Source organism: Halobacteriovorax sp. JY17 (assembly GCF_002753895.1).
In the GTDB taxonomy this organism is placed as follows: domain Bacteria; phylum Bdellovibrionota; class Bacteriovoracia; order Bacteriovoracales; family Bacteriovoracaceae; genus Halobacteriovorax.
This window is the reverse complement of the sequence record NZ_NJER01000001.1, coordinates 1,249,541-1,273,812: the sequence shown is the minus strand read 5'-3', so window position 1 is coordinate 1,273,812 and position 24,272 is coordinate 1,249,541. Positions and strand designations below refer to the sequence as shown.

Annotated in this window: 30 protein-coding genes; 16 read left to right on the top strand and 14 right to left on the bottom strand. The window is 37.0% G+C overall.

Annotation, left to right across the window (positions count from 1 at the left end; all coding sequences use genetic code 11):
- Window positions 1-3 precede the first annotated feature (3 nt).
- Window positions 4-573: a hypothetical protein gene (locus CES88_RS05745; protein ID WP_290732252.1), complete on the top strand. Its 570-nt coding sequence runs from the start codon at window positions 4-6 to the stop codon at window positions 571-573.
- Here CES88_RS05745 and CES88_RS05740 read toward each other — a convergent pair.
- The 4 genes from CES88_RS05740 to CES88_RS05725 all read right to left on the bottom strand — a co-directional run bounded on the left by CES88_RS05740 (window position 570) and on the right by CES88_RS05725 (window position 4,182).
- Entirely contained in the window at window positions 570-1,319 is a 750-nt protein-coding gene (locus tag CES88_RS05740) for an alpha/beta hydrolase (RefSeq protein ID WP_290732249.1), read from the bottom strand. The two genes, CES88_RS05745 and CES88_RS05740, sit on opposite strands and share 4 nt — an antisense overlap.
- Window positions 1,307-2,266: a M14 family zinc carboxypeptidase gene (locus CES88_RS05735; protein WP_290732246.1), complete on the bottom strand. Its 960-nt coding sequence runs from the start codon at window positions 2,264-2,266 to the stop codon at window positions 1,307-1,309. The genes CES88_RS05740 and CES88_RS05735 overlap by 13 nt, the downstream gene beginning before the upstream one ends.
- Window positions 2,267-2,282: 16 nt before the next feature.
- Complete coding sequence (locus tag CES88_RS05730; protein WP_290732243.1) at window positions 2,283-3,740, bottom strand: YiiX/YebB-like N1pC/P60 family cysteine hydrolase; 1,458 nt, start codon at window positions 3,738-3,740, stop codon at window positions 2,283-2,285.
- Window positions 3,741-3,840: 100 nt separating this feature from the next.
- Window positions 3,841-4,182 (bottom strand): hypothetical protein, encoded by a 342-nt coding sequence (locus CES88_RS05725; RefSeq protein WP_290732241.1) that lies wholly within the window; start codon window positions 4,180-4,182, stop codon window positions 3,841-3,843.
- A gap of 98 nt (window positions 4,183-4,280) precedes the next feature.
- Between CES88_RS05725 and rarD the strand changes: the two genes are divergently transcribed.
- Genes rarD through CES88_RS05710 form a run of 3 tightly spaced genes read left to right on the top strand, consistent with a single transcriptional unit; the run spans window position 4,281 to window position 6,810 of the window.
- A complete protein-coding gene (gene rarD, locus CES88_RS05720; protein ID WP_290732237.1) occupies window positions 4,281-5,168 on the top strand; it encodes an EamA family transporter RarD in 888 nt (295 codons plus the stop codon).
- Window positions 5,161-5,985, top strand: a complete 825-nt coding sequence (locus tag CES88_RS05715; RefSeq protein WP_290732234.1) for a hypothetical protein — start codon at window positions 5,161-5,163, stop codon at window positions 5,983-5,985. The genes rarD and CES88_RS05715 overlap by 8 nt, the downstream gene beginning before the upstream one ends.
- 21 nt (window positions 5,986-6,006) lie before the next feature.
- Complete coding sequence (locus tag CES88_RS05710) at window positions 6,007-6,810, top strand: hypothetical protein (RefSeq protein ID WP_290732231.1); 804 nt, start codon at window positions 6,007-6,009, stop codon at window positions 6,808-6,810.
- 71 nt (window positions 6,811-6,881) lie between these two features.
- On the opposite strand, the gene rpsD is transcribed toward CES88_RS05710, so the two are convergent.
- A complete protein-coding gene (gene rpsD / locus CES88_RS05705; RefSeq protein WP_290732229.1) occupies window positions 6,882-7,508 on the bottom strand; it encodes a 30S ribosomal protein S4 in 627 nt (208 codons plus the stop codon).
- 241 nt (window positions 7,509-7,749) lie between these two features.
- On the opposite strand from rpsD, the gene CES88_RS05700 reads away from it, so the two are divergent.
- Both CES88_RS05700 and CES88_RS05695 read left to right on the top strand, forming a co-directional pair.
- Window positions 7,750-8,136: a hypothetical protein gene (locus CES88_RS05700; RefSeq protein WP_290732226.1), complete on the top strand. Its 387-nt coding sequence runs from the start codon at window positions 7,750-7,752 to the stop codon at window positions 8,134-8,136.
- A gap of 80 nt (window positions 8,137-8,216) precedes the next feature.
- Window positions 8,217-8,726, top strand: a complete 510-nt coding sequence (locus tag CES88_RS05695) for a hypothetical protein (RefSeq protein ID WP_290732223.1) — start codon at window positions 8,217-8,219, stop codon at window positions 8,724-8,726.
- Window positions 8,727-8,767: 41 nt separating this feature from the next.
- Here the strand turns inward: CES88_RS05695 and adeD are convergent, their stop codons facing one another.
- The 4 genes from adeD to CES88_RS05675 all read right to left on the bottom strand — a co-directional run bounded on the left by adeD (window position 8,768) and on the right by CES88_RS05675 (window position 12,541).
- Window positions 8,768-10,519, bottom strand: coding sequence for an adenine deaminase (adeD, locus tag CES88_RS05690; protein WP_290732220.1), 1,752 nt, complete (start codon window positions 10,517-10,519; stop codon window positions 8,768-8,770).
- Window positions 10,516-11,178 (bottom strand): hypothetical protein, encoded by a 663-nt coding sequence (locus tag CES88_RS05685; RefSeq protein WP_290732217.1) that lies wholly within the window; start codon window positions 11,176-11,178, stop codon window positions 10,516-10,518. The genes adeD and CES88_RS05685 overlap by 4 nt, the downstream gene beginning before the upstream one ends.
- An 8-nt stretch (window positions 11,179-11,186) precedes the next feature.
- A complete protein-coding gene (locus CES88_RS05680) occupies window positions 11,187-11,951 on the bottom strand; it encodes an aminotransferase class IV (RefSeq protein WP_290733274.1) in 765 nt (254 codons plus the stop codon).
- Between the two features lie 89 nt (window positions 11,952-12,040).
- Window positions 12,041-12,541, bottom strand: coding sequence for a rhodanese-like domain-containing protein (locus CES88_RS05675; protein ID WP_290732214.1), 501 nt, complete (start codon window positions 12,539-12,541; stop codon window positions 12,041-12,043).
- 85 nt (window positions 12,542-12,626) lie between these two features.
- Here CES88_RS05675 and CES88_RS05670 point away from each other — a divergent pair, with 85 nt between their 5' ends.
- The 3 genes from CES88_RS05670 to CES88_RS05660 all read left to right on the top strand — a co-directional run bounded on the left by CES88_RS05670 (window position 12,627) and on the right by CES88_RS05660 (window position 15,087).
- Window positions 12,627-13,862 carry a hypothetical protein gene (locus CES88_RS05670; RefSeq protein ID WP_290732211.1) on the top strand — a complete coding sequence of 412 codons (1,236 nt, stop codon included), beginning with the start codon at window positions 12,627-12,629 and terminating at the stop codon, window positions 13,860-13,862.
- Window positions 13,863-13,874: 12 nt separating this feature from the next.
- On the top strand, window positions 13,875-14,255 hold the full coding sequence (locus CES88_RS05665; protein ID WP_290732209.1) for a response regulator: 381 nt from the start codon (window positions 13,875-13,877) through the stop codon (window positions 14,253-14,255).
- Window positions 14,256-14,337: 82 nt separating this feature from the next.
- Window positions 14,338-15,087 carry a YebC/PmpR family DNA-binding transcriptional regulator gene (locus CES88_RS05660; protein WP_290732207.1) on the top strand — a complete coding sequence of 250 codons (750 nt, stop codon included), beginning with the start codon at window positions 14,338-14,340 and terminating at the stop codon, window positions 15,085-15,087.
- 40 nt (window positions 15,088-15,127) lie between these two features.
- Here the strand turns inward: CES88_RS05660 and CES88_RS05655 are convergent, their stop codons facing one another.
- Genes CES88_RS05655 through CES88_RS05640 form a run of 4 tightly spaced genes read right to left on the bottom strand, consistent with a single transcriptional unit; the run spans window position 15,128 to window position 16,394 of the window.
- Complete coding sequence (locus CES88_RS05655; RefSeq protein ID WP_290732205.1) at window positions 15,128-15,334, bottom strand: hypothetical protein; 207 nt, start codon at window positions 15,332-15,334, stop codon at window positions 15,128-15,130.
- Entirely contained in the window at window positions 15,335-15,727 is a 393-nt protein-coding gene (grxD, locus tag CES88_RS05650; RefSeq protein WP_290732203.1) for a Grx4 family monothiol glutaredoxin, read from the bottom strand.
- A 10-nt stretch (window positions 15,728-15,737) separates the two neighbouring features.
- Window positions 15,738-15,992 carry a BolA family protein gene (locus CES88_RS05645; protein ID WP_290732200.1) on the bottom strand — a complete coding sequence of 85 codons (255 nt, stop codon included), beginning with the start codon at window positions 15,990-15,992 and terminating at the stop codon, window positions 15,738-15,740.
- Window positions 15,993-16,007: 15 nt separating this feature from the next.
- The gene (locus CES88_RS05640; protein ID WP_290732197.1) at window positions 16,008-16,394 is read right to left on the bottom strand and encodes a hypothetical protein; all 387 of its coding nucleotides are present in this window, start codon (window positions 16,392-16,394) and stop codon (window positions 16,008-16,010) included.
- Between the two features lie 107 nt (window positions 16,395-16,501).
- Between CES88_RS05640 and CES88_RS05635 the strand changes: the two genes are divergently transcribed.
- The gene (locus CES88_RS05635) at window positions 16,502-19,393 is read left to right on the top strand and encodes a helicase C-terminal domain-containing protein (RefSeq protein WP_290732194.1); all 2,892 of its coding nucleotides are present in this window, start codon (window positions 16,502-16,504) and stop codon (window positions 19,391-19,393) included.
- Between the two features lie 123 nt (window positions 19,394-19,516).
- Window positions 19,517-20,047: a hypothetical protein gene (locus CES88_RS05630; RefSeq protein ID WP_290732192.1), complete on the top strand. Its 531-nt coding sequence runs from the start codon at window positions 19,517-19,519 to the stop codon at window positions 20,045-20,047.
- A 90-nt stretch (window positions 20,048-20,137) separates the two neighbouring features.
- Here the strand turns inward: CES88_RS05630 and CES88_RS05625 are convergent, their stop codons facing one another.
- The gene (locus CES88_RS05625) at window positions 20,138-20,881 is read right to left on the bottom strand and encodes a hypothetical protein (RefSeq protein WP_290732189.1); all 744 of its coding nucleotides are present in this window, start codon (window positions 20,879-20,881) and stop codon (window positions 20,138-20,140) included.
- Window positions 20,882-20,926: 45 nt separating this feature from the next.
- Between CES88_RS05625 and CES88_RS05620 the strand changes: the two genes are divergently transcribed.
- The 5 genes from CES88_RS05620 to CES88_RS05600 are packed head-to-tail and all read left to right on the top strand — an operon-like array spanning window position 20,927 to window position 24,253.
- Window positions 20,927-21,370: a potassium channel family protein gene (locus CES88_RS05620; RefSeq protein WP_290732185.1), complete on the top strand. Its 444-nt coding sequence runs from the start codon at window positions 20,927-20,929 to the stop codon at window positions 21,368-21,370.
- Between the two features lie 21 nt (window positions 21,371-21,391).
- Window positions 21,392-21,745, top strand: coding sequence for a SirB2 family protein (locus tag CES88_RS05615; protein ID WP_290732183.1), 354 nt, complete (start codon window positions 21,392-21,394; stop codon window positions 21,743-21,745).
- Window positions 21,745-23,070 carry an MATE family efflux transporter gene (locus CES88_RS05610; protein ID WP_290732181.1) on the top strand — a complete coding sequence of 442 codons (1,326 nt, stop codon included), beginning with the start codon at window positions 21,745-21,747 and terminating at the stop codon, window positions 23,068-23,070. Before CES88_RS05615 ends, CES88_RS05610 begins: the two co-directional genes overlap by 1 nt.
- Window positions 23,067-23,729: a class I SAM-dependent methyltransferase gene (locus CES88_RS05605; protein WP_290732176.1), complete on the top strand. Its 663-nt coding sequence runs from the start codon at window positions 23,067-23,069 to the stop codon at window positions 23,727-23,729. Before CES88_RS05610 ends, CES88_RS05605 begins: the two co-directional genes overlap by 4 nt.
- A gap of 35 nt (window positions 23,730-23,764) precedes the next feature.
- Window positions 23,765-24,253 carry a YchJ family protein gene (locus CES88_RS05600; protein ID WP_290732171.1) on the top strand — a complete coding sequence of 163 codons (489 nt, stop codon included), beginning with the start codon at window positions 23,765-23,767 and terminating at the stop codon, window positions 24,251-24,253.
- Window positions 24,254-24,272 lie beyond the last annotated feature (19 nt).

Below are 24,272 nucleotides of genomic sequence, written 5' to 3'. Positions count from 1 at the left end.
CCATTGCAGAAGTATTTATTATTTCTTTTAATTCTTGTATTCCAATCGTGTAACTCACTTGAGGGTGGGTTACATAATTTTACTACCTACTCCTTATTAGACGGTGGGGAAGAGATTGAGCTAACTACTGGTCTTGTTCCAGTAAATTTAGTTCTTAAGTCTAAGCGACTCTTTACTATAGAGTATTTAGACCATTCCTTTGACTTTAAAATACCTAAAGACCAAGCTCTTCCTGATTATGCGGGAGAAATACGCCTGACTTCTTCTCAAGTAGGGCAAGAGTATGGAGTGTATGCCAAGATCAGTACGACTATATTTCAAGGGGAGCTTATTAGGGAGCAAGAGGATTGTTCTTGGGTCGAGAGATATACTACCTGTGATGAAGATAGAAACTGTCGGATAGAATATCGTTCTCGAAATGGGGTGAAAGAAGTTAGTTTTAGTAATAATATTCATCAGAAATTAATTACGCTCAATCTAAATGTCGATGAAACGGGTGAAATTATTTCTCAGTTTCTGGGTCAGAAAACTCTAATTAAGAAAGTTTATCGCTACGAAAGTACTTGTTATTAACTTTTTTTAAAGTCTCTAATCTTCTCAATAATCCATTCTCCATCATCAATGGGGAGGTCATGTCCAGCAGTAGGGTGGAGGTGAATTGGAACATTGAAGTATTTCGAAATTTTCTTTGAACACTTACAATTTGTAAATCGATCATTCTCAGAGGCGAGCACGAGGTAAGGAGTTTGAATTTTCTTTGGAAGATTAAATTTTGAAGCAGCAAATAGTTGCTTAAAGAAGTTACTAATCTTAATTTGTCTCTTCTTTGCAAGCTCTCCCCATTCCTTTGCAATGGATTGATCTACATTATCATGATTCGTAATAAGATTAAGAATAAGTTCCTCTCTTTTATGGGGATCATTAATAAAGATTGTTTTGGCCAGAGACTTTATTGCTAGGGGAGATATTCTTTCAAAGGGAAGTGATAATTTCTTAGTTGAAGAATTAATCGTAACTAGTAGTTCAAAGTCTTTTGGGTACCTCGCACACCAATCCATGGCAATCATTCCTCCCAGAGAAATTGCAAGAAGTGACCACTTCTTTTCATTCCCTCTTTGCACTAACCACTTGGCCCTAATGAAGTCAGTCATTCCTTTTATACTTAGAGGAACGGCTTCGTGGAGAGAGTCTCCTGCACCTGGTAAATCAAGGCAGAGAACTTCGCCTTGAAAAGCATCTTTCATTTGTGTATCAAAGTTAACCCAATGGCCTTTTTCTCTTGCTAGTCCTCTCAGTAGGACCCAATTTACTTTTTCCATACTTCCCAATTCTTTGTTATATTTGAAAAGAAATCAATTAATAATAAATGTCTTCTCATCGTTCTATCATAGCGATGATTCTTTATGGGATTGAAAAAACCTAGTTTAGAAAAGATTTGTATAGGATTCTTCTTTAACCAATTCCACGAGCCCATTTCAAGAGTCCATGGAATGAAGTCATGTTCTTTAAAATTCTCTTCCTTCCAATCAAATAAGTAATCCCAGAGGTCTCCATGGGTTGTGTATTGATCCGATTGGGGTTCTATTTGATAAATGTGGTGTGGAATTGTTCGATCAAAGACTTCTTGAATTTTATTAACTTGCTCGATCGCAGGGAAAGTCTCTGAACTCTTTGCATAGGGATACCAAAGTCTGTCTTTAAGTCCAAAGCCTGAGTGAAAGTCAATGACAAGGCACTTATTTGTTTTACTAATGATTTCTTTTATAACTTTGCAAAGAGTCTCTGACTCTAATTGCATAGGAGTATTCTTCTTGCCTCTATACCAAGGGAGGAGATGACTAATTCTATGACCACCTACGAGAAAGAGCGATTTGGTTGTCGCATCTACTGGAGCATTTCTCATAAGGTCGATACCATTACCATTAGATCTTTTATTGTGAGCGACTCCAACAGGGTTAACTATGGGAATGGCCACGAGGTTAAATTGATCAAAGAAATTTTGTAAATCCTTATTCCATTTTAATTGCTCGAAGAGAAAATTTAGGTAAGAGATAACAACATGGGTGCCAATCTTTTCTAGGCCATGAACTCCTCCAACTAGAACGAGAGTAGGAGAGGAGTTGGGAGCGTTTCCAACTTTAAATTGGTGTATAGGATAATCTAAGCCTTTAAATGAGATAGTCTGAATGACTTCTACACTTGCAATCGATGGCCTATTCAAAATTAATTGCTGTATTTCAATAGCTTCTGGAAATTCCTTATTCATGCTCTTATTATGATCGCTACAGCCTAAGAGTTCGAGTTTTATTTATACATTTATTTACTAATTTAATTGCACGTCTATGATTTCTCTCATGCTTGACACTGCACTGCTTATATCTTTGAACAAATGAGCCATTTGGAAGCATTGTGAAGTTCATAAGATTTCCGAATTCTTGCTTTGTATAGAATTTGGCTCCATTCTTTCTATCACCCTTAACGAAAGTGATATATTCGAGAGGAGAGTTTTCATAGAAGATAGCTTCGGCCATTCCATTTGGAGTAATAGTATTTCTTCCTAGAATATAGTCTAGAGGCCATTTCACATCTCCGTATGAGAGATAAATAATTTCAGAACAGGTAATTTTAAAAGCAGTGTCAGCATTGAAAGAGAAGTCATAATTCTTTCCAATCTGTTCTGCGAGTATTTTATAAACCTTTAAAATTTCTTTAGTAGATCTCTTTAAAATTCCTTTCACTCTTACTTGGGCGTAATCATCTAGATCCATCCATTTGTTAAACTCTGCGAAAGTTGTTCCCCATTTTCTCATTTCAAAAATAGAATTGCCTTTTTCAATTTGCTCTCTAAATGGATCGAGCTCTCTTGCGTTCCAAATACCCATTTCAATGAGTTGATCTTTGGTTCCTATCCAAACAGCATTGTGTCCCCAATAACCAGGAATAGTATAGTCTGTTAGCTTATAAGACTTCTTTTCAAAAATAATATCTAGAGGTTTTAATCCTCTTAGTATCTTATCTTTTGCAACTTGATCATCTCTAATTTGTCCACCATCTCCCCATTCAATAGGTCCTGCGATTGCGCCAAACCCTGAGCTGAGTCCTGAAGTTGTTCTTGATAGAATTGTCGAAACATAATCACTAAAGTAATTCTTCAGACTTGCAAAGTTTGATAGGTCTTCTTTTCTACTGCTCTTGTATAAAATAATAGAAGCACTTTCTTCCTTCTCAGATAATTTCTTTGCTCTATTAATTAGAACAGGAAGTGCTTCATTCACTTTATGAGCTAGAACCTCTTTAAAGAACTCTGTGATGGAGTTATTTAGAATATTAGATTGATCTAAAAGAATATGTCTTAGTTCAGTATTATTCATATAGGTATCGTAGAGTGCTTGAGTTCTTTCAATAAGCTGAAGGGCGCGCAGTGATTCTTTTGGACTTGAAACTGTATCTAGAGACTTTTTAAGATCCCTACGATAAGGAGCACTTTCTTCTAAGTATACTTGCCAGCTCTCTTTGATAATATATAAAAAGAGTCCATTACCATTTGGTCTATTCCATAGGTATTCTAGACTATAAGAACCTAAGTTTAGGGTGTGCTCATAAATTTTCTGATGAGTGTCTTCGGACTTATCTCTACTTATAACGACTCTTTCTAAGTTCTCCTCAAAGCGTGCAAGCTCAGAGCTCCAAATATTTGAAGAGCAAAGAAGTAGAATGAGTAGACAGAGACTTTTTTTCATTGATTTTCCTATAAATAAATTAATACTTATTTATAGCGAAATCTTGGACAAGCTTCTAGGAATGGTGAAATGATTACTGCAGTGTTAGAATTTTTGACAGTTAATCAACCTTGGCCCACTCTGGCTTTAAGTTGTTGGAATCACTTAGTTTCCACTGCTTTAGGATGTGATCAATAATGCCAAAGTCTGCAAGGGCTTCCTCTAATTCTTCTGGAATCTCCTCCTCGTCAGATGACATCAGAAGGCCAGTTGTATAGTGTTTTAGGGATTCACCTTTCTTTGTTGTAGTTACTTCAATGGAGTAGACGCGGATGAGGTCTTCTCGTAGATCGTCTAAGTCTTGTATGGTAAAGCTTGAAAGTGGGTTAAAGGGCCTATAGTTTTCGTCTCTATTGATTTCAATCTTAAAATCAATCCCTTCTATTGTTGTTGAAAATTTCATGAATCTTATTTACCTCTTATAGGTAAAGTACCATGTAAAGTAATCTTGTAAAACTAATTTCTCTAGTCCTCACGATTGGAAATTGCTATAAATTAAGCATGAATAGTGGTTATCTTGCAGGTATATTTTCTTTTGGTTTTTGGGGATTAATTGCTCTGTATTGGAAAGAGTTATCTGCATTTGATTCCTATGAGCTCTTAGGTCATAGGATATTTTGGGGTGTTCTCACATTCTTAGTTTATATTCTATTCAAAAAGCCTTGGGGAAATCTTAAAGCATGTATTGATACAAAGAAGAAGAGACAATCTCTCTATCTTACAACGGGGCTAATATTCTCTAATTGGTTTGTCTTCGTTTGGGCCGTAGGTAGCGGACATGTTCTAGAGGCGAGTATTGGTTACTTTATTAATCCTCTGATTAATGTTGCTCTTGGGGTTTTTATTCTCAAGGAAACACTTAGGCCTAGGCAGAGAGTTGCGGTTGTACTTGCTTTTCTTGGCCTCGTCATTCTTCTTTCAAGTGGAGTTGGGCGTATTGATATTTCTTTATTCTTAGCCTGTACTTTTGGTACCTACGGACTTTTAAGAAAGAGAATGAATATTCCTTCTATGGAGGGGTTATTCTTTGAAATGCTCCTCTCATTAACACCCATTTTGATCTACTTCTTTTATAAAGAATTTAGTGGTGCGGGACTATCTTTTTTCAAAGTGAGTAGCCGTGAGCAATTTCTTGCAGCTCTTGCGGGAATTGTTACTTTAATACCACTTGTGACTTTCAATTATGCAGTAAAGAAAATTCCTCTGATTAGCGTAGGTCTGCTACAATATATTGCACCAACTCTTCAATTCATATTAGCTGTCTTCGTTTACGGAGAACTTTTTACGAAATCACACGCTTATGCATTTAGTTTGATTTGGGGTGCGCTTATCATATATACTTTTGACTTAGTTACTTCTACTAGAACTCAAAGGGTTGCGAGTGCGTAAAGCATTTACATTTTTTTCAACAATAGATTCTAAATTATTTATTTTAGTAGAGGATGGAGAGAATCCTTCGCTACCAAGTCATTTAGATATTAGAGGGAAAGAGCTTTCTAAACGTGAAGGTGTAAGGTCTTTCTTTTCTTATGAAAGTGAAGCAAGTGAAGTTAAGGGACTAAAGTGGAGAGAGCTACTTTCGATCTCTCACTTTGCAAAAGGGGATGGGGCTATTGTATGCGAAGGTCTTGGAGAATTATTTCCAATCTTCTTAAGAGAAAAATCTCCTCTTCCAAAGTTATTTTTAAAAGAAAGCTTTAATCACGATACTATCACTTTCTTTGGTGGGAGTTTCAATCCATGGCACGAAGGACATTCTGAATGTCTTAGAAGATGTCCATCTGAAAATGTTGTTATAGTTCCAGATCGTAATCCCTGGAAAGAAGAGATGGAGATAGATTGCTTCTTTAAATCTTTTATGGAGCTAGCAAGAAGGTTTGAAGAAACGCAGTTCTCTCTCTTTCCTGGCTTTTACGGACTAGAGCAACCAAACCCAACTGTTGACTGGCTCCCTAGAGCGGAGTTTACTAAGAAGTTTCTTCTCATTGGTGACGATAATTTCTGTACTTTTCTAAAATGGAAAGAGGTTGAAAAATTGGCCAACTCTTTAGAAGGTATTTTTGTCTTAAATAGAAATCATTCACAGACTGAAATAGAGGGAGCTATCCAAGAAATTTTGGCAATAAATCCTAATCTAAGAGTCGAGATATTGGGAGAGCATGACTTTATGTCATTGAGTTCCACAGAACTTAGAGCAAAGAAATAAAATCATGATATAATTTCTCCTATGATAAAGAGAAATAAATCACATATTGAAGAAGATATTCCCCATATTGGTGATGAGGGGAAGAAGAAGTCTAATCGGGTGAATGTTCATTCTACAACTTCTGACTTGAAAGGGGTTGGAGGATTGTTAGAGAGCTTTCTTAGAAAATTCAAAGCTCTATCTTTTGGTCTAGCCATGCTCCCCATTGGAGTTGCCTATATTTTCTGTCTTGGCTTCTCCATTTTGCCGGGCTACTTATTGGTTGAGTTTACTTACAACCATATTCATTTCTTTAAACCTCTCTTTATTTCTTTGTCTCTTGCTGGAGCTTATCTGCTCTATGGAATTTCTATTATTTTTGTCGTTCCTTTCTTTAATAAAATTATGTTTTTAAAACTTAAGCCTTGGAGAGGAGGGTGGTACTCTCTCCAATCTCTTCCTTGGTACTACCATAATGCTCTTGTTCAGTTAGTGCGCTATACATTCTTAGATCTTGTTACTCCTACTCCGATCAATGTTCTCTTCTTTAAAATGATGGGAATGAAAATTGGAAAGGGAGTAATGATCAACACAACTAATATTTCAGATCCTTGCTTAATTACTTTAGAAGACAATGTTACTATTGGTGGTTCGGCAACCCTCTTTGCTCATTACGCTCAGGGAGGTTACCTTGTTATTGCTCCAACAATTATTAGAAAGGGAGCAACAATAGGGTTAAAAGCTTCTATAATGGGGGATGTTGTTGTGGGAGAGAAAGTAACAGTGAAGCCTCACTCAATCCTTCTGCCAAAGACTCGAATCAATAAGGGTGATAAGCAGATTTAATATCTTGTTAATTTCTTTCAAAAAAAAAGGCCTCTTTCGAGGCCTTTCGTATTTTGTAACTTTTTTTGAAATTACTTAACTTTCCAGTAATATTCGATCACAAATTGTTGTTCGAATTCAAATGGAATGTCAGATGGAAGAGGAAGGTCGATCATAGTACCTTTCTTCTTGTCAGCTTCAATATTGTAACAAGCTGGAACAGTGGCCATTCTTGGAGACTCAATTGAACCTTTGTAAAGTTGGTTGTTGTAACCTTTATCAGATAGAGTGATTACATCACCTTTTTTAACGATGAAAGAAGACTTATCAACTTTCTTACCATTAACCTTTACTTGTCCGTGAGCAACCATTTGAGAAGCTGCAGACATTGAAGGTGCCCAGTTAAGTCTAAAAAGAACGTTGTTCAGTCTTGACTCAAGAGTAGATAGAAGTGTTTCCATCCATGGCTTTGTTTGGTTTTTCTTCGCTTGTTTAACATAAGCAACAAGTTGCTTTTCACGTAGACCGTAGTGGTAAACTAGCTTTTGTTTTTCTTTTAGACGAACAGCATAGTCAGAAATTTTCTTTCTTCTGTTACCGTGAACACCTGGACCGTATGGTCTTCTTTCTAGTGCACCAGCTTTACCTAGACCTGGAAGTTCAAGACCTAGTGCTCTCTGGATTTTAAAACGAGATTTTCCCGTAGTTGCTTTTGCCATTTCAGACTCCTTAACTGTGTGACTTGGGGTATATGGCGATCACGTATCACATCTTAATATTAAGACCCCGCGTCAAATTCTGGAATACGTGTCCGATGTTTTTATCTAATTTACGAAGTACTGTCAACGCAAAAGAGCTCTTAAACCTTCGAAAGTAATAGATAATCTTTGCCATTTTCAGCTATTTACGCTAAATTTTATTGGCAGTACATTAATATTTGTTGAGATATATGGAGAATTCTTGAAAATTCTAGATATACAGAAGAACCTATTGATCTCCCACTTAGGCCTTGTTGGCATTAATGAAGAGCTCCTAGATACTTTTCCGATTCAAAACTTAATCGATAAGTCTGATGATCAGGTTTGTGTGGCCTTTAATATTCACTTTGAAAAAGTGAAGGCAGAAGTTCTTCTAGAAGTTGTAGAGATCGTTTCAAAAATCCTAGAGATAGACGCAAAATCAGTTGAGAGAAAGGGAAGCGAATCTACAACATTTATGGTGCAAGTCTTCTATGACAGTCTCACAATGCACTGGAGTGACCGCGCTTGCCTAAAATTTGAAGAATTGGCAAATGAGCTAAAACCACTTGGTGTAAAAGTAAGTGCCAACGTTTCAATCAATAATTAGACTTGGCCATATGTGTCTATTAGAAAATTTTCCTTCATGTTAAAATAATTTAAAACTATTCAAGGATTGAAGGAGTAATCATGAACTATGAGTCTATTAAGGACATTAAAAAGAAAGAACTAGAAGCAATTGGTATTATCGGAATGGATACTGATGGAAGCTTTGAATTTTCTGACTCAGTTTTAGATGATGATATGGATGATATAGAAATACAGGGCAAGAAAATTCTAAAGAGCATTAAGCCAACAGTAAAAAAGAAAGCTGTAAAAGCGAAGACCGCTACTAAACCAATTGAAGAGAAAATTCTTCAAACCCCAAAGAAGTATATAATTCAATTTAATAAGAATGAAACTGAAGAAGCGGAGCTTGTTTTTGCTACTCTCGCTGAGCTTGGAAGTGAAGTAGAAATTAAAGACATTTTTAACTACGTGATGACGAAGGGCTTCTCAGCAGAGGATAAGTTTCAGATTCAAAAAATAGCTTCGAGCAGACTTTTAGAAGAGAAGTTAAACAAGTATCTAAAAGAAAATAAGTTGAAATTAGATAAGGAAGAATTACTTCTTCACCTTTTAAACGAAAAGATTCAATAGAAGTGATATTACCACGCACCGATAAAGTGCGTGGTAAAGACTTAGTCTTTTAAGTCTATAAACTCAAACTTTGTCACATCAACTAACCCTTTATCAGTGATTTTAAGCGATGGAATAACTGGAAGGGCGAGAAATGCCATTTGAATAAAAGGCTCATTTAAATGAACATCAACTTCTTTACAGGCCTTTTTAAGTTCAATAATGCCCTCAGTTAAGACTTCCGCGGTTTCTAAACTTAGAAGCCCTGCAATTGGAAGAGCAAGAGAAGCTGTGACTTTTCCGTCTTTTACAACACAGAAACCACCTCCCATTTCGATGAGCTTGTTGGCGGCAATGGTCATGTCGCTTTCATCGGCACCTATCACAATAATATTATGAGAGTCGTGAGCAACTGAAGAAGCAATAGCGCCACTGGATAATCCGGAGCCTTTAACGAGTCCAAGTGCAGGCTTTACACCTTTTCCATATCTCTCAATAACACAGATTTTTCTAATATCATCGGACTCAAATTTAGTGCCGTCATATTTAACTTTTAAGTGATTAGTAATAATTTCATCTTTTACAATTTCAATGACGTTATAGGTTCCTTTTGAAAATTCAAACTTTATCTCAGTAGGAGAGAGAGGGCTTCTCTTCATTGTATTTTCGATAGGAGGTTTTGATTTTTCTAAGTTTTCTTTTAATGATTCTTCAATCTTATGCTCTTTAACTGGAAGACCTTTCATAAAGACTTCACTAATTTCTACATTCTTATAATCGCTAAGAAGGACGATGTCGGCCTGTCTGCCCGGAGCAATGAGTCCTAGCCTCTTAAGTCCAAAGTGTTTTGCTGCTGAATAAGAACTTAGCCTGTAAGCAACGTGAGGTTCAATTCCAATTTCATTTATCATTTTCTTCACGAGATAATTGATATGACCTTCGTTAAAAATTTCATAAGGATTTCGATCATCAGTACAAAGAAGGCACTGACAAGAGTTAAAGTCATTTACAAGAGGGGCAAGAGTTTTTAAATTCTTTGCAACAGAGCCTTCTCTAATAATGAGGGCCATGCCTTTTGATAGTTTCTCTCTACCTTCTTCTTGAGTAATTGTTTCGTGGCAATTTTGAATACCTGCCGCAATATAAGCATTAAGAGCTTTTCCTTGAACTAGTGGACAGTGACCATCTAAATTCATCTCTTGAAACTCTTCCACCTTATCTAGCACTTCATCGAATGCGTTAATGACTCCTGGGAAGTTCATCATCTCAGCAAGTCCTAAAACATTTGGATGGGATTTATAGGCCTTCATCTTTTCGAGAGGAAAAGGTCCACCATTTGTTTCAAATCCTGGAAGGGCAGGAACACATGAGCTAACCTGTACGAAGAGATTTTGTTTCATGAGTTCACTACATCTTAGAAACCAGCTAAAGCCTTTATCTCCCATTACATTTGTTATTTCATGAGGGTCACAAATGGCAGTAGTTGTTCCAAGAGGAAGAGTCAGTCTTTCAAATTCAAAAGGATGCATCATTGAAGATTCAATGTGAAGATGTCCATCAATAAAACCTGGAACAGCAACGGCTCCCTTGGCATCGATAGTTCTCTTGGCCTTTTGGTCTAGATATTCAAGACCAGTTCCCGCAATAGTTTTTCCTGCGATGGCAATAGCGCTTTCATTGATACCACCATTTACAAGATCCATAACTTTTACATTCTTAATGAGAATATCAATTTCGCCATCACCTCTCGCAACACTTAGTACATGCTTGAGTTCTTCTCTAGTGAGTTGCTGAGTATTCTTTGATTGAATCATTTTGAGTCCTTTAAAATATTATTTTTAGCAATGGCGCAGATAGAGTCATCTTTAGAAGTGTAGCAAGACCTTGTAGCGTAGCTCTCTGCTAAGTCAGCTCTTCCTATGGCCTTGAAGTAGAAGGCCATTTTTAAACAAGTTGCGAGAGAGCTTTTCTCACACATCTCAGATGCTTCTTTGATCACTTCATTACTAACCGCTAGGTCTAAGCTGATAAGTGTTGAAATATTTGCGTAGAAGTAATCTTCTAGATTTTTATTAGTAGGTTTTAAGTTTAGGAGGATATCTTCTAAAGAGTTTCTACTATTTGAATTTCTAGCCTTGAAGTCGACTCCCGATTTCTTTAAATAACTGAGAATTTCTAGCGAATAAGGACCTTCTGCTAGGTAGAAGAGAATATGTTTTTTCTGGTCACCGAGTGATTCAAAGTTGATACCTTTTTTTAAAGCGCCATCAATGTCTTTAAAACTTAATTTCTCTGCTCTACTGATGAGATAGCTCTCCTGCGTTTTGTGAGTATTACTAAAGAAAGTATATGTCACAAGGATGAGGGCTAAGACTCCCATTCCCATAATGAAAGGAGCACGTCTCTTTTTATACTTATCTTCTGCTAGAATTTGTAAAAGTTTACGAGCATTAGTCTGTGCTTTATTTTCCATAATTCTTCCTAAATACCATTTGTCTTCTTGTAGAGTTCAAGCAACTCCAATGTCATTAAACCGGGCTTCCCCTTTCCAATAGATTGATTATCAACTTTTGTAATGGGAACTAGAAGCTTTGTAGTACTAGTTAAGAAACATTCGTCTGCAGACTTTAAGAAGTCCTCGTCAAAATTTCTCTCACTCACGTTATAAGAGTTTTCTGCGGCAATTTTTAAGAGGGACTTTCTCGTGATTCCACCGAGGAGTCCCGCCTTGATCGGTGGAGTGATGATTTCACCGTCTTTTATCACCCAAATATTTGATGTGGTGGCCTCTGTAATTTCGCCTTTTCCATTTAACATAATGGCGTCAAAAGCACCGGCCTTTTTGGCTTCATTCATGGCCATGACATTATTGAGATAATTTCCAGACTTGATTCTAGGGTCAATGGCATTCTTTGGATTTCTCATTGTGTGTGAAATAATCATGTGTACACCATCGGTATACCACCAGCTAGGATTGGGTGGTAATTCTTTTACAATGATGATGACATTATTCTTAGTGGCAAGTGCTGGGTCTAGTCCAATTTCACCTTCACCTCTTGTCACAACTATTCTGATGTAAGCATTACTTGTATTGAGCTTATCTAAAACAGCAATGAGATCTTTTTCTAAATCTTCCATTGAGAAATCTAGTGGCATATCCATTTTCATGGCACTGTAGAGTAGTCTTTCAAAGTGATCTTCTAATTTAAAAATCTTTCTATTAAAAGTTTGAGTAACTTCATAAATAGAGTCTCCATAGAGAAAGCCTCGGTCAAAAACCGAAATAGAAGCCTCTTTAGAAGAAGTGATTTTTCCGTTAATTGAAACTAGAGCGCTTATTTGTAAACTCCTTCATAGCCCTTTGGTGCAAAATTCCAAGCGTCTGTGTAGACGTGAAGGCGATGAGTTTCATTACCTGACTCAAGGAGGGGAAGTTTACGATGGGCCCAGCCTAGTATTCCTTCTTGTAAATTGTAAGCATCAAATTTCTTATCTCTTAAAATTCGAACGTACTTAGAACTTCTTGGCCCAATAGTGCTGTAGACAATAACTTTTCTTCCTTGGTAATTACTTAAATTTTCTTCGAAAAACTTCTGTGTAATTGAATTTGGAATATAGCTAATCTCTATTTCTGGTTTCGAACGAATATCAATCAGAACGTAGCTTTCTTTGCTTAAAGCTTGAAAATCTTCAATGGAGAGATGATTGATGTCAGAATATTGTTTAGCGATAGTTTCGCCCATAGACTTTACGACTTGAGACTTATTTTCGACTTCTTCTGGCTTAAGACAAGACTGAAGAAGGAGTAATGTGGTCATAATGATAAATGTTTTCATAATTAAGTAATATTCCACGCTTAGCTTTAGCTGACAAGAGCAATAAATTTGACGAAAGTCGTAAATTACTGAGATAATCTAGAGAATGAAATATTTATTATTAAGCGTTATGTGCGCACTCTCTCTCTATTCTGTTTCGGCCAGCACTGTAAGATTGTCTGATACGACAACGCCAGTTGTTAATATTGGAAATATTTATTCCGTCTACAATACTTTAGGAGGGGATGGAACTTCATCGAGTGCTCCTCTTAAGTTGTATATACCTCTCTCAGGTTCGGGAACAACTCAATCGAGTAACCATATTTTAAAAACGGCACTATTTAAGGCCAATAGTACACAAACTCTCAATACAACTATAGACATTGTAAATACAGACACGACCAATGTTCTCTATCCAACTCTGTATGTTAAAGATGACTCTAGTACCAATTATCTCTTCGTTGGAAGATCTTCTATTGGATGTAGCACAAGCTCAACTTGTGAAGACGTTGTTTCTAGTTTTTCAATGGCTTCAATATGTAATTCTACTGAAATAGATTGTACATCAGCTTTAACTGCTCCGATTACTGTGACTTCTTATATTACGCTCTCTCAGCTCGCTGTTGATACTTCAATTTCTGATCCTACTAGCGGAACTGACGGTCTCTTTGTTGAATTGAATATTAGTGGTCGTGTCTATGATTCAACAGTGACAACAACTCTTACTGACCTTGAGAAAGGGGACGAGAGACTAAAGTTGAACTATACAATTTCTGCTATCCAAAATGATTTTAGAGACATCGCAATCTTTGATATCAGTAGTTATAATAGTAAGTTTGGGCTCGCAGGCATTAATGAGATTCTCTCAATTGACGATGATGTGTCAGCTGCAGCTAGTGGAAGTTTTGAAGCTAAGAATTTAGATAATGGTAGGCTGTATAATATTTCTTTTGCAGTTAGAGACTTCTATGGATTCTATACTCCTCTGTCTCCAACAATGAGTGCAACTCCTTTGAAAATTGCAGAGTTTTTAGAAAAGAATCAATGCTACTTTATTTCGGCAGGATTTATGGAGCAACACTATGTTCTAAACTACTTTCGATATATCCGTGATGAATATCTTCTTAAGGTAAAATTAGGCCAGGATTTCGTCGGCTTTTATTATGATACTGCCCCGCAGTACGTCCCGTTTATTCTGGGCCGTCCTTGGCTACAGGCTTTAATACGTGGGTTTGCCTATTGTGTTTACTTCTTTTTTAATTTTGGGGTCTATATTTTAGGGAGTATTTTAATGGTAAGATTTCTTGCTTCTAAGGTTTCCAAAAGTATCATTACCGAGTAAAATAAATTTTATATGATAGAGCGCGGAAACTATAAAGTTCTCATCGTCGATGATGAACCAGACATTTTAGAACTCATGGAAGAAGAGTTTAACTACTATGGCTACAAGACTATGACAGCTGACTGTGGTGTTGATGCTATAGAGAAAATTCGCTCTAATCACTTCGATATTATTGTTTCAGATTATAAAATGCCAAACGGCAATGGAATGGCTGTTCTCGATGAAGTGAATTCTATGAGTGCAGACATTAGGCCCGATTTCTTCTTTGTTTCAGGGCAGGCCGATATTTCTATAAAAGATGCAATTGATGCAGGTGCGAAGAAATTCTTTTCTAAGCCTTTCGATCTAGATGACTTAATTAAAGAAATAGAAAAAGAGCTTACTTCAAAGTAATTTCGATCTCCTCTCAGTTTTCCTTTCGTCTCATTCTTGCTAGTATCCTAAAGTTATTTAAATATACTTAGGAGTATTAACTATGGCAGGACATAGTAAATGGGCGAATATTAGACATAGAAAGGGTGCCCAAGATGCGAAGAGAGGAAAGATCTTCACAAAATTAATTAAAGAAATAACTGTCGCAGTGAAAACTGGTGGTGGTTCCGATCCTGAAATGAATCCACGTCTTCGCCTTGCTCTTCAAAATGCGAGAGGACAAAATCTTCCAAAAGATACCATTCAAAGAGCGATAGATAAGGCCGCAGGCGTTGGGGGAGACGATTACGTCGAAACAACTTTTGAAGGTTACGGACCAGATGGTGTCGCTGTCTTCGTTGAAACGGCCACTGATAATAATACAAGAACAGTCTCTTCTGTAAGAGCTGCATTTAATAAGTATAATGGATCTCTTGGAAAGGATGGGTGCTTACAATTTATTTTTGAGCGCAAAGGAATTTTCTCGATTGAAAAGTCTAAAGTTCAGATGGAAAATGATGACTTTCTAATGGAGATGATTGACGGTGGAGCTGAGGATGTGGACTTTGAAAATGAAGAGTTCATCGTTGTCACCACGGCAATGGAAGACTTTGGTAATGCATCTAATAAACTTTCTGAACTTGGAATTGAGGCCACGGAGGCGGGGCTTGAAAGAATTGCTACTACTAATAAAGAGCTCGATCCAAAACATATCCCAACTTTCATGAAGTTAATTGATGTCTTAGAAGATAACGACGATGTTCAAAAGGTTTATCATAATTGTGAGTTTGATGAATCGATGTTGGAAGAGTAGGTAGGAATAAAAAAAGGGAGCTAAATGCTCCCTTCTTATTTTATTTTTGTGTCTTTAAAAGTTTTGTGACTTTCTTTAGGAGCTCTTGACAGCCTTCTTCTGAAAGACCGTAGAGAGCGTGACTTGTCTGGAGAGGTTTTGCATTATCTCCCGAGGTCTTATAACTTTCCAATCTATTATTTAGATTGTTTCTAAGAGTTCTCATTTTCTTTGGTGACCATTCTGCTAGATCTTCAAATTTTTTCACTTACGCTCCAAGAACTTGAGCTAGATCACCTGAGTGATACATCTCTGTAATGATATCGTTTCCACCAACAAGTTGTCCCTTGAAGTAGAGTTGTGGGTACGTTGGCCAATTTGAAAATTCTTTTACACCTTGTCTGATATCCATATCTGAAAGAATATCAAAAGTATTGTACTTAACATTAAGTGCATCAAGAATTGCTATTGAGTTGGCAGAGAAACCACACTGTGGCATGGCCGCATTTCCTTTCATAAAGAGAAAGATATCACTTGAACCAATTAGTGCCTTGATTCTTTCGTTAAGGTCACTTGCTGCACTCGTTTCTGTTACGGCCGTTGCTCCCTCTTGTGGTACTTTATCTGAACCTAAAATATTAAATGGATTATCATTGCTCATAATTAACTCCTTATAGTTGAATACCTTGAGTATTCGCTTGTTCATGAGTCATTGTCTTAATTTGAACTGCATGAATTTCTTGTTTTAGTTTTTCTTTTAAAATATCCATAATCATTTGGTGTTGTTGAATAAGCATCTTTCCTGCAAATACATCACTTACCACTAGTAGCCCTAAGTGATCTTGAGAGCCAGTTAGATCCGTGATCTGAACTTTTGCGTCTTCGATATTTGATTGTATAAGAGCTGTTAATTCTTCAAAATTCATATGTATTCCTATTGCTTATCTTGAAACGGCCCAGTAGCTCGTCACAAGTGTTAAAATTCTAAATACTAACGTTGTCCAACCAAGGGTTTTATGCTTTGGTCTGATTTTGATATCTCCAGAGAGAAGCTTTCTTCCTGTGATAATCATTAGTATATATAGCACAACTGAACCAATTGCGAAGAAGAGATGAACTTTAAGCATCCAAGGGTTAGTCATAACTTGGACAGCTTTTGCTATGGCGCTTCTTGTTAGTTCAATTTGTAATATAAGTAGGATATCCCAAATAATGACGGCTGACATTATTTTTACGTGAGTCTTTCTTTTTCTTCTAAGGTAAATACCCAATATCATAAGAGATAGAATCAAAATCGATTGAATTTGAAAAATTGGCGCTGTGTTCATAAGCTTTCCTTGTCATTTAAGCTTCACAGACTAAAATAAAATGATGATATTGCCAATATCTATAAGCATTTATAGCACACAAACTGAAGTTATTTTTGGAGACACACATGACACATCCTCTTGGGCGTTGGGCAGTAATTGATATTGAAACAACGGGGATTGATCCAAGTTACGATCAAATTATTGACGTAGGCTATCTTCAGTATGAGGGAACAACTCTTATTAGAAAGTATAGCTCTCTTGTTCAATACGACGGAAAGCTCTCTCAATTTATAAAGAAGCTCACAGGCATTGACTCTAAAATGCTTATAAATGCGCCGAGCTGGCAGGTTGTTTCTCCGGAAGTTATGGATGTCTTCGGTCATCATTTGATTGCTCATAATGCTGAATTTGAAAGATCGTTTCTAAGCGATCATTTCGCAAAGATTGATGATGGTTCAGGAAGAGAAAGTTATGAAGACAGTCTCTACTTTCTGTCTCTTCTTTTTCCAAATATGTCTTCGCTTAAATTAGAGAACTTTATTTGTGATTGGAAAATTGCCGATAGTGAAGAGCATAGAGGTTTTCAAGATTCAGTAGATCTTTTAAAAGTTCTCCTTGTTGCCGTTGCGACTGTTAGAAAAGATACTGCTCTACAGGCCACAGTGGATAGCTTATTTAAGAAATATAATTTAACTGATTACTGGTATTATAAATTCTTCTGTCTAAGTGATGATGAACTCTTAGAACTTGCTGAGAGTGTAGAGCTTGAGCTGGATTCTCACTGTGATATTGCTTGGCAAACTCTTCATCCTGTAAATGAAAAAATCGACGCTGGTGAGAAGTTATTCTCTCTCGACTTTAGCGGTGATAATATTAAAAATATTTTTAGAGACGAAGAAAGCGTAAAGCAAAAGACACCGTTTTATCGCTATAGAGAATCTCAGGAAACATTGGCCTTAAGAGTGGGGCAGTCATTTAAGAATAAAATTCACTCGCTCATTCAAGCGCCAACAGGAACAGGGAAGACGTTAGGGTATCTCATTCCTTCGGCCCTCTTTGCTCTCTCTGAACAAAAGCAAGTCCTAGTGGCCACAGGAACCAAGACGCTCCAACATCAGGCGGTTTCAAAAGATGTTCCTCAGCTTAGAAAACTTCTTGGACTCAATGATGATGAGTTGAAAGTAAGGCAACTTATTGGATCTGGAAATCATCTCTGTGAACTTCTCTTTAGGCAAAGTGTTGAGGAAGAAGACTTACTGACAAATACAAAAGACTTTAAAGAAAAGTATACGGATATGTTCTTTGATCTAGTGTTCTTCTATAACTCAAGAGCGCATGTTGATGATCAAATTACGAGAGGAGACCTTCCCTTTGTAATGAAGAGAAAGATTGAAGATTTCTCCACGAAAGAAAATGATATCACAGTAGATTTTAGATCTTGTACGGGACAGAGTTGTCCATTCAAGGGAGACTGCTCTTACATAAAAGGACTAAGAGAAGCGAAAGATGCTAATATTATCATTGGAAATCACGCTCTAATGTTTTCATGGCCTAGAAGTTTTCCAAGACCGGCCTATGTAGTTGTAGACGAAGCTCATAAGGTTGAAGGTGAGACAACGAGTGCATTCACTTATGAAGTCACAGAAGCAGATTTAAATTCTCTAAATAAGGCACTCATTCATTCCCAGGGAATTGGCTCACTCTTCTACCTACTTGCTCAACATGAAACAACTGAAGGTGAGAGTACGTCTGTTATAACTAATATCAGAGGCGAGATCACTAATACTCAACAACTTCTCCAAGACCATCTAAATGGTTTGCCGACTGTGGTTGAGAGCTATTTTAAAAAGCGTCCAAAGTATACCGATATATTCTGGAATGAAGCTCCGATGATCAATAGAAAGAGAACAGATGAATTGGGAATGGCTATTTATAATCATCTCGATTCTATTCGTTTTATTATTACGAACCTTAATAATTACTTATTACCATATCATTCGAGATGGGACGTGAAAGAGCTTACAGATGAAAATCAAATTGTGGCCTTTACGCGATTTGAAAAATTTGTGGGAGTTCTAGATGATGTTCAAAAAGCTCTTGAAGTCGCACTTGATCAACCTGTTGAAAAAGAGGGCTATACAAAGTCTTTAAAGTATCACGGAGAGTATGGATTAAGTGTGAGTGCATCGCCTGTGAATGTCGGAAAAGTCCTTCATCAAGGTCTTCTTGAAATTTCTGATTCGGTTGTCTTTACTTCGGCGACTCTTGGAAATGATAAAGGTGATCAGGGAAGCCGTGGTATTGAGTGGGCGACAGGTTACTCATACCTAGAGCCTGAGAGAAGGTTTAAGTCTGGCTTCTATCTTCCGGCGACATTTGATTATAAGAATAAGACAAAGGTTTTTCTCTGTGATGATACTCTTCCTATTTGGGATAAGAGTTTTGTGCCACAGACGCTCAAGAAGGTTTCAAAGTTAATTAGAGATCTTAAAGGTCGAAGTCTTTTGCTCTTTTCAGCTCGTTCAAGATTTGAAGTCGCTAGAGAGCTTCTCCTTGAAGAATTTGATGGGGAGATTCCACTCTTTATTCAGGGGATGGGAAATAATGTTGTAGAAGATTTTAAAAATTCTGAGTCTGGAATTCTTCTTGGAATGGAATCATTTGGGGAGGGAATTGATATTCCTGGGGACGCGCTCCAATTTGTCTTTGTCGATAAAATTCCTGATCTTCGAATGGACCTTGTGATTCAAGATAGAAGAGACTTCTACGAATCAAATATTGGAAACGAATTCACTGACTACTATCTTTCTCATAGAACGAGATCCCTTCATCAAAAACTTGGACGTCTTCTTAGAACAGAGAGTGATATTGGTGGGGTGATTGTTGTGGATTCAAGAATTCGCTCGTGGAAGGGGCGAACTATGCAACAGCTCTTGAAGCTTATGGAGCCCTATCAAATTGAAAGGACTTCTTTAGACGCTGCTTGTGAGCAAGTAAAAGATTTCGTTATTCAGTAGGTATTCCAATGAAAGTAATACTTACTCTTTTTCTCGTGGGAATATGACCACTTTTTAAGCCGCGTCTCTTTCGCCAACTAGCTGAATCTTTGTAGAGAGTCTATGTTCATATATACTCTCTCTATGAAGAAATTAATCATTCTATTCTTTTTAATATCAACTAATGCTTGGTCTGTAAGTTGTACTGAAGGGGCTTCGTTTGCTGCAACTTTTAAACTTAAAGACATGTTATCGACCTATGGAGAGCAGTATTTCTATGAGCTAAATAATGATAAGGATTTTATAGGTTTCGTTGGAAATGTTTACGATTACGATGAGGTTTGCAAAAATGAAAATATTGAAAGTGTATTAACGTATCTAAAGCGAGAGAAATTTAAATTCTGCACGTTAGAGAAAGTTGCTGAAGGTTTGAATCTTTCTCTTGATTCAAATTTAAAAGAAGAGAGAGCGATAAGTATTGTCTCCCCTTATATCGAAGCGGATGGATGTTCCCCGGAAGTTACTACTAAACTTGAAGATAATATTGTGGAAGCAAGTCGCTTATTAGAGAAAGAAGTCCTAAAGCCGAAGTTTAATATTACGCTGGCCTGCCGTTTTGTTCAAAAGGCCTTAAGTAAGAACTACGAATTGCAAAAGTCATGTAAGGGCCCGTAAGGTACCACGTACCTTACGTTATGAGTACTGAGTCAATTAAGAGGCTTCGACGCAAACCTCATAACATTAGGTACGTGGTACCTTTTGGGGTTAGTCGAGTTCTCGTTCAGAGAGATTATTTAGGTATTTGATTTCAATTTTTGTTCCGTGCCCGTCTTCTAGGAAGTAGGGGATAGTCACGTGTTGGCTGACAAAACATCGGAGATTTGGTGTTGTCTTGTCGTATTCATCACTGTCGGCCTGCTCCTCAATTTTATAATCGACTCCTTGAACACTATTGCCATCAATCGTCTTTGTCTCGCTTGACTGATTCATGCGCCTAACTGTGATTGCATTAAACTCTGGTTCATTCTCAAAGCTCCACTGATTTGAACTAGAGAGAACGTTGTAGATATTCTTTCCTGTTGGGTCAAACTTCTTTGAACGAAGATAGAGCATGCTTGTGCAAACTGCAGGCGTGGAGATAAAGAATTTTGGAGTTGTATTTAAAACAACGCTCTTAGAATCAGTAGCATTTTCAAAAGTGTACTTAATCGTATTATTCTTACTATTAAAGGAGAAGGTCTCTACAACATTATCATTTCCTAGAACCTTATTAATAATAACAAGAGTAGGGATATAATCTTTATTGATTTTGAAGTCGACAGTAATATTTAAAACTTCACCGGTAGAAGTTCGCGAGATGACCTGACTTTGAAAGAGCATACTTGAGTCACTCTTTTCTTTAAAAACTTCGAAATTCTCTTCGCAGTAAATATTTGTATTTCGTAGGTATTTGTATGCACCGCGATATACCTTGTTGTCTTTTTTCTTTGAATTGTCTGTTAGTCCCATATTACTATTTTACTTAACAAAACAAATTAGGAAAAGAGAGCAATTGTGACCAATAGTAATAAAATCATTTTTAAGAGAATTTTTGAACTAGTCACTTCTGTTGAATTTATTGGCTTAACCGTAATAGGAAATCTCTTTATCTTCTTTTGTTCGGGAATCATTTTCTTTATTGAAAAAGGGGTTAACCCTAATCTGAATCACTTTATGGATGCTATTTGGTGGTGTTTTTCAACAGTGACTTCTGTGGGCTACGGAGATGTTGTGCCAGTCACGGTTCCAGGAAAGGTCTTTGGAATTCTACTAATGCTCCTTGGAACCGCTATGTTTGCTATTTATACAGCTCTCTTTGCCAATGCAGTTCTCGGTGATTACGCTAAGCGCTTTAGAGGACTTTATAGAGGAATCTCTACAGAGGAAGAACAAATCTCTAAATCTGTTGAAGAGTTGAAAAATATCGTCGATAATCTAGATCAAAACGATAAGAAATAAACTGAAAGAAAAGGAAACTCTATGATCTCTTACGAAGTGTACAAAGTGATTCACATTCTCTGTATTCTATTAACTGTTGCAGGACTTGCTGTAGGTTATTACTCTACTCAGCCAAAGCACATTAAAATTATTACAGGAATTACAAGTTTATTAATACTTGTTTCAGGAATGGGCCTACTCGCTCGTATGGGAGTTTCACACGGGGAAGGTTTTCCTGGATGGGTTATGATTAAAATGATGATCTGGCTTATTATTGCAATTGCAGGACCAGTGCTTGCGAAGAGATTATCAAAAGATATTAAGCCAAAAGCTTTTTGGGGACTCGTTACATTATTCTTTATAGCTATTTACTTTGCGGTTAATAAGCCTCTTTAATGAGTAGTAAGTTAAATTCAAGTGGAATTAAGCTCACCTTAGGTGGGCTTTTCTTTTTCTCTCTTCCAAATATCTTTGGCTCCCTGCTTGAGCCAGTAACTGGAATTATTGATACGGCCCTTATTGGAAATATGAATACCACCTGGTTGGCGGCGCTTTCTCTAGGGGTGGTGATTCTAAGCTCTTTCACTTGGGTTTTTAACTTTCTTATTCACACCTCAATTCAATCGGTGAGCGAAGCCTACTCTCTTGAAAATAGTGAGCAATTACATGGTAGGGTGAAAGTCGCTCTACTTCTCTCGCTCGTCGTTGGAGTTTTCTCTTCATTGATTTTATACTTTTGTAGTAGTCCTTTATTTGATTTTGTAGGGGCCAGGGGAGAGCTTAAGCCCCTCGCTCTTTCATACTTTCATGTGAGGCTTATTGGTCAACCATTTTTAATTCTGGGCGGAACTTTAATCTCAATACTTCGTGGATTTGAAAGAGTTAAAGTGTGTTTCATACTCATTGCTTTTTCAACAATCATAAACTCTGGGCTCTCTTGGTACTTACTCTATCATACAAATATTGGACTCTCTGCGGTTGCGTGGGGCTCCGTTATAGGAGCTATTTTTACAGCGCTCTTAGCTCTTCTTTTTGTGCTAAGAATAAGGGAAATTCAAGTTAGAAAATTGGTAGGCTCTCCTCTAAGAGGAGAAGTTATGAGTTTTGGAAGAAACTCTCTCAATATGTTTTGCCGTTCAATTATTCTTACGGGGAGTTTCTTTCTCTGTACTAAGAGTGCGGCAAGACTCGGGCATGCTTCTCTTGCCTCCCATCAAATACTTTTAGAGTTTTGGCTTTTCTCTTCTTTTCTAACTGATGGGCTTGCTTTAAGCGGAAATATTTTAGCGGCAAAGTTTCAAGCGACTAAAGACTTTAAGAGCTTTACTCTTATGAAGAAGAATCTCTTAAAACTTTCTCTTTTCTTTGGAGTTTCTTTTGCTCTTACTTACTTCTTTTTTGAGAATAAACTTCTTCGGATTTTTACAGAGGACGAGTTAGTCTTAGATATTATTTCTAAGGTGTGGCCTTATCTTGCTCTCTCTCAGATCTTCTTATGTGCTACTTATGTTTATGATGGACTTCTCTTTGGGCTTGGGAGATTTGATTTTGTTAGAAGACAAATATTCTACGGCTTTATTTTTTCTTTCCTGCCGTTTATTATATATTCATTCTATAGTGAAAACCTTTTAACCATATGGCTTGGACTCATAGCGCTAGGGGCGTACCGAGTCTTTATTGGTTACATTGGAACAAAGAAATTTAATGGAGCTCTTGGGTGACAATAAAGAAGGGAAGTGAAGGCTTTGATAAAGAGTATTGGGATGTGAATTATTCTTCTCCAGACGAAATGGATGGAATAGGTAATGCTGAAAATCATGCCAAGTATATTAAGGCCACTCTTGATTTGGACTACATAGACATTAGTAGTGTTGTGGATTTAGGGTTTGGATTAGGTCATCTATTTGAAGCTGTAATGAAAGAGTTTATTCCTTATAGAGCGATGGGGATCGAACCATCGGCCCACGTCTTTGAAACAGTTGAAAAAAGAAATATAGCTCCAGTGGATTCAACATCTTTAAAACTTTATAAAATGGATATCCTATCTTGGTGTAAAGACCCGAGATTTAAGAAGCACTTTGATTTAGGAATTTGTACTTCTGTTTTTCAATATCTGACAGATGAAGAAATTAGAGAGATTCTTCCAATTCTTTCAAAGAGAGTGAAGTATCTCTACTTTAGTGTGCCAACTAATAAAGAACTTGATCGTCAAATTGAAGATCTCGAATTTAAAGATGAGTATGCTATTAGGCGTTCTAAGTCTTGGTACCAAAAAGAAATTAAGAAACACTTTACCTTTGTCTCTTCGAGAATTTTGGAGAGTAAATTTCATTTTAAAGAAGAAAATACATTTTTTACTGACTTACTTTTTAGATTTTAAAGAGTAGTATAGTAATCAAAAAATCAGGAGAAAACATGAGCTGTCCTTGCGGTCACGAAGTAGAATATGAAAAATGTTGTGGGCCATTACATAGTGGTTCGAAGAAAGCAGAATCAGCAGAGCAATTAATGCGCTCTCGTTACTCAGCATTCGCTAAGCATGAAGTGGACTATATAATAGCCACTCAAGATAAAGCGAGCCGCGGAGAATTGAATAAAGAAGAAATTGATATCTGGTCAAAAGAAAGTGATTGGAAGAAGTTAGATATTATCGAAACACAAAAAGGTCAGGCCGGAGATAACGACGGAATGGTTGAGTTCAAGGCCACTTATGTAGTGGGGGATAAGGAAGTTGTGCACCACGAGAGAGCGACTTTTACTTTTGAAGATGACGCATGGTTCTTTGTTGAAGGTGATGTTCTTAGAGACGCGGTTAGGCGCGCTGGGCCAAAAGTTGGAAGAAATGACCCTTGCCCTTGTGGTAGTGGGAAGAAGTACAAGAAGTGCTGTCTATTAGCAGCATAACTTCTTCGTATATTCAAAG